Genomic DNA, 14,303 nt, shown 5'->3' with positions numbered 1-14,303 from the left:
TTCCGTAGGGGCGGGGTTTCCCGTAGGGGGAGGGTTCTCCCCTAGGGGCAGGGTTCCCGTACGGGACGATCCCGTACGGGCTGCCCCGTACGGGGACCCTGCGCTCCCTCGCTCAGACCTCGACCAGCACCGTGAACGGGCCGTCGTTGGTCAGCGACACCTTCATCTGCGCGCCGAACCGTCCCGTGGCCACCTCGGCGCCCAACTCCCGCAGCCGCGCGACGACTTCGTCCACCAGCGGCTCGGCGACCGGGCCCGGGGCCGCCGCGTTCCAGGTGGGCCTGCGGCCCTTGCGCGCGTCACCGTAGAGAGTGAACTGACTGATCACGAGGAGCGGGGCGCCCAGGTCCGAACAGGATTTCTCCCCGTCAAGGATTCTCAGCGACCACAGTTTCCTTGCCAGTTGGGCCGCCTTGTCCGGAGTGTCCTCATGCGTCACTCCGACCAGTACACACAGCCCCTCGCCGACGATCTCGCCGACGGTCTCGCCCTCCACGGCGACGCTCGCGCCGTTCACTCTCTGCACCACTGCTCGCATGCCCGCCATCATGCCGTGCCGTCCGGACGCCGGTTCGGGGGCCGCCGGATGGGTGCGAGGCCGCTGCGCGGGGCAGCGTCGGAGTGGCACGATGCCCACACGTGACATGCGCCACCGCACACCACCACGGGTGCGCGCGGTGCCACGGCGACACGGCACACCACGCAGGGGCCGCGGGGACGAAGAGGGGAAAGGCACCCATGAGCACAACCGGAGCCGGAGCCGGAAGCACGCCCGGCGGCGTACCGGCCGCGCGGTCGGGGAGCGCGGCCACCGCGGCTGCCGACCCTTCCGGGCACCCTGAGGCGGACCGTCCGGGGCTCCCGGACCGCACGGAGTCCCCGGGCCGGGACCGCGCTCCCCGCTCCGGACGGCCGCGGCCGCCCCGGCAGCGCGACCGCAGCCCGTACGAGGTGCTGTGCGAGCCCGCCACCCCCGACCTGCACGCGCTGCGGCTGCCCGAGCTGCGCACCGTACGGCGCGAGGCGCAGCAGGAGGAGGCCGACCTCAGCTACGTACGGCGGCTGCTCCAGGGGCGGATCGACATCCTGCGGGCCGAGCTGAACCGGCGCACCGACTCCGGGTCCCCCCTCCTCGACCTGCTGCCGCAGATCCTCACCGACACCCCGTCCAGCCACCGTTCGTCGGCGCGGCACGTGACGGTGGGCACCCCGCACAACGAGGAGTACGGGCGGCTGGCCGAGGAGATGCTCGCCGAGGTGGAGCTGAGCGACCTGACGGCCCGCACGGACGACGAGCTGCACGACGCGATGGGCCGCCTGGTCCGCTACGAGCAGCGGGTCTCCCAGCGCAGGCACGCGCTCCAGCGCACCGCAGACGACTGCAGTACGGAGATCGCGCGGCGGTACCGGGAGGGCGAGGCGCAGGTCGACGACCTGCTGTCCTGAGGCGCGCGAGCCCCTGGGTACACGCCCCTGAGGTGCGGCGCGCGGCCCCTTAGGCGCATGCCCCTGAGGCGCGGCGTGCGGACCCTGAGGCGCGCGCCCCTGAGGCCCGGGGTCTGGGCTGACAGGTGCATCAGGGTGCGGCGGTACTGTGGTGAGTGCCCACGCGCACACACGTACCACAGCCGTCAGCCCGGAAGGCCCGCCACCGATGTCCGCGATATCCCCGTCCGACATAGCCCCCTCCACCCCCGCTCCGGTGCTCGCCGAGGTCGTACGCTCCGGCTTCACCGAGGGACTGCACCGGGGTTCGCTGGTGGCGCTGGACGCGGACGGCGCCGTGGAGTGGTCGCTGGGCGATCCGTCGGCCCCGGTCTTCCCGCGTTCGTCCAACAAGCCCGTACAGGCGGCGGCCGTGCTGCGGGCCGGGCGGGACGCCGGGTTCGGACTGGCCGGTGAGCGGCTCGCGCTGGCCATCGCCAGCCACTCCGGCGAGCGCTTCCACCTGGACCTGGTGCAGAAGATGCTCGCCGAGTACGGGCTGTCGGAGGACGCGCTGCAGTGCCCGCCGGACCTGCCGCTGGACCCGCAGGAGGCCGAGGCGTACCTCGCCGCTGGGCACTCCCGCGCCCGTACGACCATGAACTGCTCGGGCAAGCACACCGCAATGCTCGCCGTCTGCGCCGCCAACGGCTGGCCGCAGGACAGCTACCTCGACCCCGGCCACCCGCTCCAGCGGCTCGTGCACTCCACGCTGGAGGAACTGGCGGGCGAGCCGGTCGCGCACACCGGCACCGACGGCTGCGGCGCCCCGCTGATGGCGGTCTCGCTGACCGGGCTGGCGCGCGCGTTCCGCTCGGTCGCGCTGGCTCCGGCGGAGAGCGCCGAGGGCCGGGTGGCCGAGGCGATGCGGCGGCACCCGGAGTACGTGGCGGGCACGCGCAGGCACGACACCTGGCTGATGTCCGAACTCCCGGGCACGCTCTCCAAGATGGGCGCCGAGGCCGTACAGGCGGTGGCGCTCCCGGACGGCCGGGCCCTCGCCTTCAAGCTGGACGACGGCGGCACCCGCGCGCTGGGTCCGGTCCTCGCGCGGGCGCTGGAGCGGATGGGCGTGGAGACGCCGGTCCTCGCCAGGATCGCCGAGGCGCCGCTGCTGGGCGGCGGCGAGCGGGTCGGGGAGATCCGCGCGGGCTTCTGAGCCCCTAGGGGTAGGGGCGCCCCTTAGGGGTAGGGGCGCCCCGTAAGGCCGAGAACACCCCGTAAGGGTGGAGTCATCCCGTAAGGGCAGGGTCGTCCCGTAAGGGTGGGGGCGCTCGGGGGCGTGGGAAATCCGGGTGCGGTGCGCCGGGTGGCCGCCTAGCGTGCCCGCATGGCCTTGGACATCCGCACGCTCTCCACGAACGAGGAATTCGACGCCTGGATGCGCGGGGCGGCCACCGGCTTCCTCCGCGCCGACAAGATCACCGACGAGGAGATACGGACCCGGCTCGGCGCCGTCGAGCTCGACCGTATCCAGGGCGCTTTCGACGGCGGGCGCTGCGTCGGCACCTTCCGCACCATCCCCCAGGAGCTGACCGTTCCCGGCGGCGCCACCGTCTCCTCCTGCGGCGTCTCCGGCGTGACCGTCTCCCCCACGCACCGCAGGCGCGGCCTGCTGGGCCGGATGATGGCGAACGCGATGGAGGCGGCGAAGGAGCGCGGCGACGTGCTGGCCTCGCTGGTCGCCGCGGAGTACCGGATCTACGGGCGGTACGGGTACGGCCCCGCCGCGTGGAGCGCGGAATGGACCGTGGAGATCCCGCGCTCGGGCTTCGACCCCCGGTACGCGGGCCCCTCGGACGGCGGCCGTGTGGACCTCGCCGACCCTGACGAGGTCCTCAGGGTGATGCCCGAGGTGTACGAGCGCTACCGGGTGCAGCAGCACCGGCAGGGCATCATCGACCGCGACGAGATGTGGTGGAAGCGTACGGTCGGCGCGGCCCGCTTCCCCGGCGACGGTTTCACGCCGCGCTTCTACGCCGTCTACCGGGACGCGCAGGGCGTGCCGCAGGGCCTGGCCGTGTACGTGGTCGACGACCACTGGACGGGTCAGCAGCCGGACGTCACCGCGACGGTGCACACCCTCTTCGGCACGAGCCCCGAGGCCGAACGGGCGCTGTGGCACTACGTGTTGTCGATCGACTGGGTGTCCAGGGTCGCCACCGGGAGCCGGTCACCCGACGACGTACTGCCCCACCTGCTGCCCGATCCCCGCGGCGCGCGCATCACCTCGTACGCCGACTTCCTGTGGGTGCGGCCGCTGGACGTGCCGCGGATGCTGGAGGCCCGTACGTACGACACCCACGGGGCGCTGGTGCTGGAGGTGCGCGACGCGGCGGGGTTCGCCGACGGGCGCTTCCGGCTGGAGACCGCGCCGGGCGAGGGCGGCGCGAAGTGCGCGCCGACCCGCGACGACGCCGACCTGGCCCTGGACGTGGCCGAGTTGGGGCGACTGTTTCTGGGCGACGAGTCGGTCTCCCGCCTCCTCGCGACGGGCCGCGCCGAGGAGCGGCGGGCCGGCGCGGCGGCGACCGGCGACGCGGTGTTCCGCACGGCGCGGCGGCCGTGGTGCCCTGACACGTTCTAGGGGCGCGCGCTCCCTTAGGGGCGCTCCCCTCACTTAGGGGTTTCCCCTCCCCTTAGGGGCCTTCTCCCTAGGGTCCCTCCCCTTAGGGACCTTAAGGGCCTTAGGGGCCTTAGGGGTCCTCTCCGGGGCTCTCCCGTCCCGCCCCCTCCGTGGGACGGGAGAGCCGGTCGGAGTCAGGCCGGAGTGGGAAGCGGGGGCCGGGTCAAGGGAAGAGCAGCAGTGCCAGCACCGCCGCTCCCAGGACGCCGCACTGCATGTTCCTGGCCTCGATCCCGACGCCCAGCAGCAGGCATCCGACGATCCCGGCGGCGCCGAAGCGCATCTCCACGTAGTGCTCGAAGCCGGCGTACAGGGCGGCCAGGGCGAGTGCGCAGACAGGCATGGCGATCCCTCCTTCGGAAGGCCGTGGGGAGCCCCGCTGAGCGCGGTGAGGGACGGGCGGTGCGGATTCGCCCATACGCCATCGGACGGGCGGCGTGAGGTGGGGGATGTGGGGGTGTGAGGTGTGGGGTCATGTCGTGCCGGGGGTCGGCGTGGCCGGACGGCCCGTGGGCAGCCGGCAGCACTTGGCGCGAACTCACTTCTGAACATCCCCAGTTGGCGCCAACTTAAAAACAGTTGGCGAACAACTCCCGGGCAATGGCCGGAAGTTGTACTGTCCTGGTGTGAACACGAGGAGCCCTTCCGGAAACGGCGGATCACCGCACGAGGCCGTCGCCGACACGCTCCGTGAGCGGATCCGCTCGGGCGAGCTCGCGCCCGGTGATCCCATCCCCTCGCAGAATCGGCTGGTCACCGAGTTCGCGGTGAACCGCAGCGCGGTGCGGCAGGCGGTGGAGGCGCTGACCCACGAGGGCCTGCTGCACTCACGCGGCCGCGGAGCGCCACCGACCGTGGCGTCCCCGCCGCCCGCCCAGGAGCGCCCCCAGATCGCCGGCACCCAGCTGGCCGAGCGCCTCCATGCGGCATTCCAAGCCGAGCACGTGACGGTCGACGCCTTCTGCCTGACGACGGAAACGCTGAACAACGCGCTGGCGGAGCCGCGGAGGGCGGTGCTGGAGGGGGAGTTCGCGCCGCGTTCGGTGCGGTTCCGCATCATCACGCCGTCCGAGGACGCCAAGCTGGCGCTGCCGCTCCACGCCGAGGACCCCTCGGACCCGCGCCCGCTGGAGCGGCTGCACGAGATCCAGTCGACCTACAGGGACTCGCTCCGCTTCCAGCTCGGCGCGCTCCAGGACCAGGGCTACATCAGGGAAGTGACCTGCGAATTCAGGTCGGTTGCCGTCACTCCGCTCCAGAAGGTCTACCTGTTGAACGGGAGCGAGGCGCTCTCTGGCTACTACAAGCCGCTGAAGTGGGAGGTCCAGTACCGCGGCGAGGAGATCCCCATCTACGACGTGGGCGGACTGGAGGCGCTGCTGTTCCGGTCCACGGCGGTTTCCGGCCAGGCGCCGGACCAGGAGGCCGCGTTCGTCGAGCAGTCGCAGAAGTGGTTCGACTCGCTGTGGGAGCTGCTCGCCCGCCCGATCGCCTCGTAGCCCCTGCCCGTACCGCCACCATCAGGTGACCGTTGCCCTTCTCCGGGGGATGGGAGCGCCGTCCTGGGACTACAGTGCCGGTTCTCCGTACTCCTACCAGCCCGTTCCGGAGAGTCCGCCGCATGAAGCCGAGGGCACAGCAGCCGAGGGCAGAGCAGTCGAGGGCAGAGCAGAAGGCGCGGGACATCGGGGAGATCGAGGGGCCGCTGCAGGGATATCACCGCGAGTGGTACGTCGTACGCGCCGAAGGCCCGCTGGCCTCGCTGGGGCGGGTGAAGGTGGGCGAACCGCGCGACGCGGTGCTCTGGTTCGACCGCCGGTGCTTCGCCTCAGAGGAGGAGCTGGTGGGGGCGCTCGCCGAGCTCGGCATGCCGCACCTTCCTCCCCTGCTCCGCCTCGAGCCCGACGGGCCGCCGTTCCTCGGCTACATCGAGGGGAAGACCCTCGCCGAGCTGTCGCCGCGGGGGAACGATGTCGCCCCTGAGCTGCTCGGCCAGATCATCGCGGTGTTCCGGTCACTGGCACGCGTACGGACCGGCGATCTCCCGGTGGAGCGCACCTGCTCCCTCGGCGACCGGGCGGCCGAAGGGGACACCGGCGCCTTCCTGCACAGCCTGCTCCGCTTCACCCTGAACCGCGTCTACCGGGCGCGGCACCCGGTGTTCGGGCGGCTCTTCGACCGGCTCGGCGTCACGGGGAAGGCCCTGGAGCCCGAGGCCGAACTCGGCGCCGCCGCCTCGCGGTTGACCGGGCGCCCCTTCTGCCTGCTCCACGGCGACCTGCACAGGGCCAACTTCATCGTGGACGCCGAGCGCCGGCTGTGGACCATCGACTGGGAGCTGGCGATGCTCGGCGACCCCCTGTACGACCTCGCCACGCACCTCCATCTGATGCGGTATCCGGAGCGGCAGGAGAAGGACGTCATCGAGCTCTGGAAGCGGGCGGTCGACGAGACCCTCCCCGGCGCCACCGAGGGGTACGCCGAGGATCTGCCGCGCTATCTCGCGTACAAGCGCGTGCAGTCGGTGTTCACCGACGTGGTGCGCCAGGCCATCGCCGTACGGGACGCGCGGCCCGAGGAGCTGCCGCAGCAGCTCGGGGTCACGGCGAAGACCGTGCACCACGTGCTGGAGCGGGCCGCGGGGCCGCTCGGCCTCGATGCGGTGCCCGCACCGGGCGCCGTCGAGGACGTCTACGCCGAGTGGGCGGCGACGTCGGGGGCGCGGTTCCCCTAGGGGGCTTCCGACGACGGATCCCGGCGGCGTCAGGAACCCCCTAGGTGCGTACGGCTGTACGGGCGGCGGGGGCGCGGCGATAGTTGTAGCTTGCCGGTTCTCCGGCACGGCGCCCTGCTCCCTATGGACCGAGGTCTGCGATGCGCGAACTCATCGGCACCGCGAAGTGTGTGCTCTTCGACTTCGACGGCCCCGTCTGCCGTCTCTTCCACGGCCGGCCGGCCGTGGAGGTGGCGCGCCGCCTGAGGGACGTGGTGCGGGAACGGCACGGTTCACTGCCCGTGGGCGGGCTGGACACGGGGGATCCGCTGCTCTTCCTCCAGACCGTCTTCGAGTCCCCCGCCCTCCTCGCCGACGGCACGGCCCGGGAAGTCGAGCGGGTGTTGAGTGAGGAGGAGGCGGGGGCCGTGGTGGGGGCGTTTCCTACTGAGTACGCGGATGGGCTGGCGCGGACGTTGGCCGCGACCGGGCGGCAGCTCGCGGTGGCGACGAACAACTCGCAGGCTGCGGTGGAGCGTTATCTGGAGTCGCGCTACACGGGGCAGCTCTTCGCCGGGCACATCCACGGCCGCAGCGCGGAGGGCGAACTGCGGCTCAAGCCCGACCCCGACTGCCTGCTGCGGGCCCTGGAGTCCACCGGCGCGACGGCGCAGAGCGCGCTGATGATCGGGGACGCGCCGCGCGACCTGGCGGCGGCGCGCGCCGCCGGCGTGCCGTTCCTCGGCTTCGCCCGCAACGAGCGGAAGGCGGAGCGGCTCGCCGCCGCCGGGGCCGAGCACGTGACCTCCTCGCTGCGGGACGTGCTGAAGATCGTGGACCCGGGCGCGCACGTGTGACCGTACGTAGGGTGGGCAGCAGCCACGCCCGCGTCACCCGGCGTATCCGGCGTACACGAGGAGGACGACCCGCGATGACCGACGCACCCACGCCGCAGAGCAACGAGCCCGCACACGACCCCGAGGTCCTGGAGCTGGCGCAGCGGATCTTCGACCTGGCGCGGCACGGGGACACCGACACCATCGCCGCCTACGTGGACGCGGGCGTGCCGGCGAACCTCAGCAACGACAAGGGCGACACCCTGGTGATGCTCGCCGCGTACCACGGGCACGCGGCCGCCGTACGGGTGCTGCTGGAGCGCGGCGCCGACCCCGACAGGCTCAACGACCGTGGTCAGACGCCCATCGCGGGCGCGGTGTTCAAGGGCGAGGACGAGGTGGTGCGGGCGCTGCTGGACGGCGGCGCCGACCCGCGTGCCGGGCAGCCCTCGGCGGTGGAGACGGCGCGGATGTTCGAGAAGCGGGAGCTGCTGGAGCTGTTCGGGGAGGGCTGAGCCGGGCCGGGCCCCTAGGGCGGCTTCCCTAGGTGCCGACCCCTTAGGTGCCGACCCCTAGGTGCTGGTCCCCTAGGGCCTGTTCCCTCAAGGGCTGAGCCCCTAGGGGCGGAGCCCTCACGCCGAGACGCTGATGCCCGCGCCGACCGCGATCAGCGCGGCCCCGCTGCCCTTGGTGACCACGCGGTCGGCGCGCGGGCTGCGCAGCGCCTTCCAACTGCGGCCGAGGCGGCCGAGCAGCGCGATGTAGAGCGACCACCACAGCGCCGCCATGGCGATCACCGTCGCGGCGAGCAGCGCGGTCTGGCCCGCGGCCGAGCCGCCGGGCGAGACGAAGGTGGGCAGCAGCGCGACGAAGAACACGACGGCCTTGGGGTTGAGGAGGTTGTTCAGCAGCCCCTGTACGAAGGGGCCGCGGAGCCCCCTCTGCGCCGGCTGCTCCTGCGCCTCCTCGGGGTCCGTCGTCACCAGCCCCTTCCCGCCACGGGAGCGGAGGGCCAGCACGCCCAGGGTGATCAGGTACGCCGCTCCGGCCAGCCGCAGCACCGTCAGCGCCTCGGGCAGCGCGGCCAGCAGGGCCGCTACCCCGGCGACGGCCAGCCCCGCGTGCACGGTGAGCCCGCCGACGACGCCCGCGGCCGTGGCCAGCGCGGGACCGCTGCCGCGGGTCAGGCTGTGCCGGGTGACCAGGACGAAGTCGGGGCCCGGTATGACCAGCGAGGCCGCCGAGGCGGCGAAGAAGGCGGGCAGGTGCTGCATCGGTACCCCCGAACGTTCTGGAATTCCCCGGTGACGGTTCCCGGCGGTTCCCCGGTGACGATTCGCCCGCGCCGCACTCCCCCCGGAGGGCTCCCCGGGCTACGGGGAACCGCGCGGCGCGGGACACTCGTACTGTCGCCGCACCTTCGGCGGCGTACAACGAGCGGCGAACCGGAGCGCGGTGATGGCGGAGAACACCGAACTGGATTCGGTAGACCTGGCGATCCTGGAGCATCTGCAGAACGACGCGCGGGTGCCGAACAAGGACCTCGCGGCGCGGGTCGGCGTGGCGCCCTCGACCGCGCTCCAGCGGGTGCGCGCGCTGCTGCGGCGCGGGGTCATCCGCGCGGTGCGCGCCGTCGTGGACCCGGCGGCGCTGGGGCGGCCGCTGCACGCGTTCCTCCAGGTGCGGATGCGGGTGCACACCCGGGACCTGGTGGGACCCTTCCGCGCCTTCGTGCTCGGTCAGCCGGAGACCGTCGCGCTCTACCACGTGGCGGGGCCCGAGGACTTCGTGGTCCACGTCGCCGTGCCCGACCAGGGGCATCTCCAGCGGCTGATCCTGGACGGCTTCACCAGCAGGCCCGAGGTGGCGCACGTACAGACGATCCTGATCTTCGAGTCGGCGGAACGCGAGGTCCAACTGCCGGTCCCGCCACGGACGTAGGGGACCCGAGCCCTTAGGGCATGTCCCCTAAGGGCCCCCACCCTTAGGGGCACTGGCCCTTAGGGGCACTGTCCCTTAAGGGCGCCTCCCCCTAAGGGTCTCCGGGCAGTACGTCGCCCACGACCGCGCTCACGTTGTCCGGGCCGCCCGCGCGGCGTGCCGTGTCCACCAGGGCGCGGACCGCGGCGTCGGGGCCGTCGGCCGTGGCGGCGAGGCGGTGGATCTCCGCGTCGGCCAGCACGGCGGAGAGCCCGTCCGAGCACAGCAGATAGCGGTCACCTGCGCGGGCGTCCTGCAACCGCAGATCCGGCGCCGCACCGCCGGCACCACCCGCGCCGCCCGCACCGCCAGCACCGCCCTCGTCGCTGGTCAACGCCCGTGCCAGCAGCGCGCGTTGAGGGTGCGACTCGGCCTCCTCCGGGGTGATCCGGCCCTCGTCCACCAGGGCCTGCACGAGGGTGTGGTCGTGGGTGATCTGCCGGAGTTCGCCGTCCCGCAGCAGGTAGGCGCGGGTGTCCCCGATGTGTGCCAGGGCCAGTCCGTCGCCGGTCCACAGCAGCGCGGTGAGCGTCGTGCCGCCCGACGCCCCCTCCCGTACGGCCCGGCCCGCGCCGGCGACGGCCTCCTCCAGCGCGTTCAGCACGCCGCCCGCCGGGATGCTCCGCGACTCCAGCGCGCGCAGCGCCGCGACGGCCGCCGTGCTCGCGTGCCCGCCGCCCCCGCCGTACCCGTCGGCCACGGCCAGCAGCCGCGAACCCGCGTACGCCGCGTCCTGGTTGCTCTCCCGCACCAGGCCGGCGTCGGTCAGCGCGGCGTACCGCAGCACCAGCCCGGGACCCACCCGTCCGTGCATGACACCTGCCATCTCCGCCTCCTCCGCCTCCCCCGCCGCCTCCAACTGCTCCACGAGGAACGCCGCGAGGTCCCGGCGCGCGGCCACCTCGCGCTCGGTACGCGCCCAGTAGGCCCGCACCTCGCGCGCCGCCTCGCCGGGCCCGAGCGCCGCCACCTCGCGGACGCGGGCCAGCGGCATGCCGAGCCGCCGCAGCCACGCGACGAGCCGGGCGCGTTCCAACTGCGCCGGTACGTAGTAGCGGTAGCCGCTCGCGGGGTCGGTGTGCGCGGGCTCCAGCAGGCCCAGTTCGTCGTACAGCCGCAGTGCCTTCGCCGAGAGCCCCGCGGCCCGCGCGAACACCCCGATGGTCACCAACTCGCCGCCCACGCCGCTCCCTCCCATGCCCCTCACCCTGAGGCTTCCCCTAAGGGGAGGGTCAACGGGGGCGCGGGACTCGGGGTATAGGGGTTTCCTATACAGGGTGCTGACTTTTCGTCTTTGCCGCGCGCTCTTTTCCGTACGTACGGTTCTTTCCATCGAGCCGAAGAATTACGCGATCGAGGGGACGGAAAGAATGACCACGACGAAGAACGGGACGGAAAAACAGGGACTCGTGGGAAAGCGGGCCCTCGTCACGGGCGGTTCCCGCGGAATCGGCGCGGCCGTCGTGCGGCAGCTCCTGGACGCGGGCGCCGAGGTGCTGACGACCGCGAGGTCCGCGGCGAGCGGGGCGCCGGAGGGCGCGGAATTCGTGGCGGCCGACGTACGGACGCGAGCCGGGGCCGAGGCGGTCGCCGAGGCGGTGCGGGAGCGGTTCGGCGGGGTGGACATCCTGGTGCACAACGCCGGCGGGGCGACCCCGTACAAGAGCGCGGCCGACATCCCCGGCGAGGAGTGGCAGGACGCGCTGGAGCTGAACTTCCTGTCGTCCGTACGGCTGGACACGCTGCTGGCGCCGGGCATGCGGGAGCGCGGCACGGGGCGGATCGTGCACATCTCCTCGGCCGCCGTGCTCACACCGATGGGGCCGTTCCTGCACTACAGCGCGGCGAAGGCGGCACTGGAGAACTACAGCCGCGGGCTGGCCGCCGAGCTGGCGCCCTCCGGCGTCAGGGTCAACGTCGTGAGCCCCGGCAGGGTCGCCACCCCCGGCGGCGAGGCGACGCGCGAGGAGTGGGCGCGCGTGACCACGGCCGCCCCGGGCCCCGCGCCCGACAGCACCACCCCGCTGGGCCGCTACGGCCGGCCGGACGACATCGCGGACGCGGTGCTGTTCCTCGTGTCGGACCGCGCCGACTGGCTGACCGGAAGCAATCTCCACGTGGACGGCGGGGAATTCCCCAGGGGGTGACGCAGGCGGAATTCCGAAATCCCGGACCATCGGAACCCGGAATTCGACCGCAAGCCCCAGCCCCGCCCCCGCCGCATCTCAATTGCCCGGCGCGGAAAGGGCGGGGGACGCCGCCCCGGACCAGTTCTCCTCCCGCAGGAATTCGAGCAGGGCCGTCTCGCCGGGTCCCGCATCGCGCCGTACGACCGCGATGACGGGCTGGAACACGGGCGCGGCCACCGGGCGCATCAGGTGCCCGTGATCGTCCGGCACCGCCGAGGCGGGGACGAGCGTCGCGCCCAGGCCCTGGGCCGCCCAGCGCACGGCGGTCGCCGCCTGGGAGACCCGGGCGACCGTGACGGGTTCGGGATCGGCCTCCCGCAGCGCGTGCACCAGTACGGCGTCGAGCGCGCTGTCACGGTCGAACCGCACCCACGACTCCCCCGCCAGTGCGCCCAACTCGACGCGCTCGGCCCGCAGTTGCGGATGTCCGGCGCCCAGCACCACGACGAACTCCTCGTCGCCCAGGTGGTGGGCGTCGGCCGGGCTCTGCTCGCAGGCGGCCATCAGGGCGAGGTCGAGCGCGCCGCGGCGGCACAGCCGGTCCAGTTCGGCGGCGCTCGGCTCCTCGAAGACGGTGACCTCCAGGCGCGGGAAACGGCGGCGCAGCGCGCCCAGCGCGCCGGGCAACTGCCGTGTGCCGAAGCCCATCTGGACCGAGACCACCAATTCGCCGGTCAGCTCGTCGGCGCCGGCCCGCGCCGTGGCTCGCGCACGCCGCGCCGCCTTCACCGCGACCTCGGCCTCGCGCAGGAACGCGCGGCCCACCACGGTGGGCACCAGCCCGCCCGGTGTGCGCGCGAAGAGCCGCACGCCGAGCTCCCGCTCCAGCCCGCGGATCTGCTGCGACATCGACGGCTGGGCCACCCGCAGCCGCTCGGCGGCCGCCGTGACCGAGCCCTCCTCGGCAACGGCCAGGGCGTACTCGTACTGACGAAGACTCATCCGCTCCCGCCACCTCTCTGCAGCGGCAACCCGGGGCCGCCGGAGGAGATTCCCGCGCGGACCGCGGAGAGGGCGCGCCTTTTGCAAGCAGGTCGCTTGCAAAAGTTAGCGGGGCGCGGCACTCTGGGACGCATGGCTTCCCTGAACGTCGGCAACCTCGGTGAGTTCCTGCGCGAGCAGCGGCAGAACGCCAAGCTGTCGCTGCGGCAGCTCGCCGACGCCGCCGGGGTGTCCAATCCGTACCTCAGCCAGATCGAGCGGGGGCTGCGCAAGCCGAGCGCGGACATCCTCCAGCAGCTCGCCAAGGCGCTGCGCATCTCCGCCGAGACGCTGTACGTGCAGGCCGGGATCCTCGACGAGCGCGACCGCGCCGACCTGCTCCAGGTGCCGGCCGCGATCCTCGCCGACTCCTCGATCAACGATCAGCAGAAGCAGGCGCTGCTCCAGATCTACGACTCCTTCCGCAAGGAGAACGGCGCCTCGTCTGCGGGTCCGGCGACGGATGGCACGGACGGCACGGACCGCGCCGAGGACGGCATATCGGGCGATTCCGTGAACGGCAGCCCCGGAAACGACGTCAAGGGAGACGTCAAGGACGACGAAGCCAAGGGGGACGGCGGCACGGGGGACGCGGGCACGCGGTGACGCGCACGGCGCCCCGCACCGCCCCGTACCGCAGCACAGCTTCACCACCACGTACGCAACCGGCCCACCTGTGGGAGGGGACCCTCATGGCCATCACCGACGACATCCGCAAGACCATCACCGACCCGACGCCGCTCTACGCGGCCGCCGGGCTCTTCGACAAGATCCGCGAGGAGGCTCCGGCGCGCATCGCCGCCGTGCGGGAGACCGACCCCAAGGAGCTGCAGTCCCGGGTGAGCCAGCAGGCCAAGGACACCCAGGCCAAGGTCAGCGAGGCGCTCGGCAGCATCGACACCGACATCAAGAAGCTGCGCGAGCAGACCCAGCACTACGCGCTGCAGGGCGTCGGGCTGGTCGCCGAGTACGCGGTCAAGGCCCGCGAGACCTACGACGAGCTGGCCGAGCGCGGCCGCGGCGCGGTGAAGTCCTGGCGCGGCGAGGAGGAGCAGCGCACCGAGGTCACCGTCGAGCGCGAGCCGGTGAAGGTGGCCGAGCCGCCGAAGTCCACCTCGGGCAACGGCACCTCGACCAGCACCTCGACCTCCAAGAGCGAGACCAAGGCCGAGAACGGTACGAAGGCCGAGAACGGCACCAAGGCGGACTCCGCGAGCGGTACGAAGTCGGAGCCCAAGACGGCCTCGGCCGCCAAGAAGACCGCCGGCGGCAGCACCACCCGCAAGTCGAGCACCGGCAGCGGCAGCACGAGCGGCTCGGGCAGCACCGGCAGCACCGGCGCCGCGAAGAAGTCGGCGCAGAAGCCGGACGAGTCGGGCTCCTGACCCCGACGCCTCAGCGGTGCGGTCCGGGCACGCCTGGCGTGCCCGGACCGTTGTCCGGGTACGGTGACGGTCGGAGACGGCGACCACGCACACGAAACGGGATGTGAG

Annotated in this window: 16 protein-coding genes; 11 read left to right on the top strand and 5 right to left on the bottom strand. The window is 72.9% G+C overall.

Annotated features, from left to right (window positions below; translation table 11 throughout):
* Positions 1-112: 112 nt before the first annotated feature.
* Positions 113-538, bottom strand: coding sequence for a D-aminoacyl-tRNA deacylase (gene dtd, locus ABEE00_RS00210; RefSeq protein WP_345743075.1), 426 nt, complete (start codon positions 536-538; stop codon positions 113-115).
* Between the two features lie 200 nt (positions 539-738).
* On the opposite strand from dtd, the gene ABEE00_RS00205 reads away from it, so the two are divergent.
* From ABEE00_RS00205 to ABEE00_RS00195, 3 genes are all read left to right on the top strand, one after another.
* Complete coding sequence (locus ABEE00_RS00205; RefSeq protein ID WP_345743074.1) at positions 739-1,446, top strand: RsiG family protein; 708 nt, start codon at positions 739-741, stop codon at positions 1,444-1,446.
* Between the two features lie 208 nt (positions 1,447-1,654).
* On the top strand, positions 1,655-2,644 hold the full coding sequence (locus tag ABEE00_RS00200) for an asparaginase (protein WP_345743073.1): 990 nt from the start codon (positions 1,655-1,657) through the stop codon (positions 2,642-2,644).
* 171 nt (positions 2,645-2,815) lie between these two features.
* Positions 2,816-4,072 (top strand): GNAT family N-acetyltransferase, encoded by a 1,257-nt coding sequence (locus ABEE00_RS00195; RefSeq protein ID WP_345743072.1) that lies wholly within the window; start codon positions 2,816-2,818, stop codon positions 4,070-4,072.
* Between the two features lie 202 nt (positions 4,073-4,274).
* Here the strand turns inward: ABEE00_RS00195 and ABEE00_RS00190 are convergent, their stop codons facing one another.
* Positions 4,275-4,454 (bottom strand): hypothetical protein, encoded by a 180-nt coding sequence (locus tag ABEE00_RS00190; RefSeq protein ID WP_345743071.1) that lies wholly within the window; start codon positions 4,452-4,454, stop codon positions 4,275-4,277.
* Positions 4,455-4,737: 283 nt separating this feature from the next.
* On the opposite strand from ABEE00_RS00190, the gene ABEE00_RS00185 reads away from it, so the two are divergent.
* The 4 genes from ABEE00_RS00185 (at position 4,738) to ABEE00_RS00170 (ending at position 8,175) form a co-directional block, all read left to right on the top strand.
* Positions 4,738-5,610: a winged helix-turn-helix domain-containing protein gene (locus ABEE00_RS00185; RefSeq protein WP_345743070.1), complete on the top strand. Its 873-nt coding sequence runs from the start codon at positions 4,738-4,740 to the stop codon at positions 5,608-5,610.
* A 122-nt stretch (positions 5,611-5,732) separates the two neighbouring features.
* The gene (locus tag ABEE00_RS00180) at positions 5,733-6,845 is read left to right on the top strand and encodes an aminoglycoside phosphotransferase family protein (protein ID WP_345743069.1); all 1,113 of its coding nucleotides are present in this window, start codon (positions 5,733-5,735) and stop codon (positions 6,843-6,845) included.
* Positions 6,846-6,985: 140 nt separating this feature from the next.
* Positions 6,986-7,681 (top strand): HAD family hydrolase, encoded by a 696-nt coding sequence (locus ABEE00_RS00175; RefSeq protein ID WP_345743068.1) that lies wholly within the window; start codon positions 6,986-6,988, stop codon positions 7,679-7,681.
* A 74-nt stretch (positions 7,682-7,755) separates the two neighbouring features.
* The gene (locus ABEE00_RS00170) at positions 7,756-8,175 is read left to right on the top strand and encodes an ankyrin repeat domain-containing protein (protein WP_345743067.1); all 420 of its coding nucleotides are present in this window, start codon (positions 7,756-7,758) and stop codon (positions 8,173-8,175) included.
* A gap of 117 nt (positions 8,176-8,292) precedes the next feature.
* Here the strand turns inward: ABEE00_RS00170 and ABEE00_RS00165 are convergent, their stop codons facing one another.
* A complete protein-coding gene (locus tag ABEE00_RS00165) occupies positions 8,293-8,934 on the bottom strand; it encodes a LysE family translocator (RefSeq protein WP_345743066.1) in 642 nt (213 codons plus the stop codon).
* 184 nt (positions 8,935-9,118) lie between these two features.
* Between ABEE00_RS00165 and ABEE00_RS00160 the strand changes: the two genes are divergently transcribed.
* The gene (locus ABEE00_RS00160) at positions 9,119-9,601 is read left to right on the top strand and encodes an Lrp/AsnC family transcriptional regulator (RefSeq protein ID WP_345743065.1); all 483 of its coding nucleotides are present in this window, start codon (positions 9,119-9,121) and stop codon (positions 9,599-9,601) included.
* Positions 9,602-9,692: 91 nt separating this feature from the next.
* Here the strand turns inward: ABEE00_RS00160 and ABEE00_RS00155 are convergent, their stop codons facing one another.
* Entirely contained in the window at positions 9,693-10,838 is a 1,146-nt protein-coding gene (locus tag ABEE00_RS00155; protein ID WP_345743064.1) for a MerR family transcriptional regulator, read from the bottom strand.
* A 172-nt stretch (positions 10,839-11,010) separates the two neighbouring features.
* On the opposite strand from ABEE00_RS00155, the gene ABEE00_RS00150 reads away from it, so the two are divergent.
* On the top strand, positions 11,011-11,787 hold the full coding sequence (locus ABEE00_RS00150) for an oxidoreductase (RefSeq protein ID WP_345743063.1): 777 nt from the start codon (positions 11,011-11,013) through the stop codon (positions 11,785-11,787).
* Between the two features lie 78 nt (positions 11,788-11,865).
* Here the strand turns inward: ABEE00_RS00150 and ABEE00_RS00145 are convergent, their stop codons facing one another.
* Positions 11,866-12,771 (bottom strand): LysR family transcriptional regulator, encoded by a 906-nt coding sequence (locus tag ABEE00_RS00145; protein WP_345743062.1) that lies wholly within the window; start codon positions 12,769-12,771, stop codon positions 11,866-11,868.
* A 132-nt stretch (positions 12,772-12,903) separates the two neighbouring features.
* On the opposite strand from ABEE00_RS00145, the gene ABEE00_RS00140 reads away from it, so the two are divergent.
* Positions 12,904-13,416: a helix-turn-helix domain-containing protein gene (locus tag ABEE00_RS00140; protein ID WP_345743061.1), complete on the top strand. Its 513-nt coding sequence runs from the start codon at positions 12,904-12,906 to the stop codon at positions 13,414-13,416.
* 86 nt (positions 13,417-13,502) lie between these two features.
* Positions 13,503-14,195: a hypothetical protein gene (locus ABEE00_RS00135; protein WP_345743060.1), complete on the top strand. Its 693-nt coding sequence runs from the start codon at positions 13,503-13,505 to the stop codon at positions 14,193-14,195.
* The last annotated feature ends 108 nt before the right edge of the window (positions 14,196-14,303 follow it).

Origin of the sequence: Streptomyces odontomachicola (assembly GCF_039605595.1) — a bacterium.
GTDB lineage: Bacteria > Actinomycetota > Actinomycetes > Streptomycetales > Streptomycetaceae > Streptomyces.
Note: the sequence above shows the minus strand (reverse complement) of the source record. Positions and strands in the feature narration are given on the sequence as shown.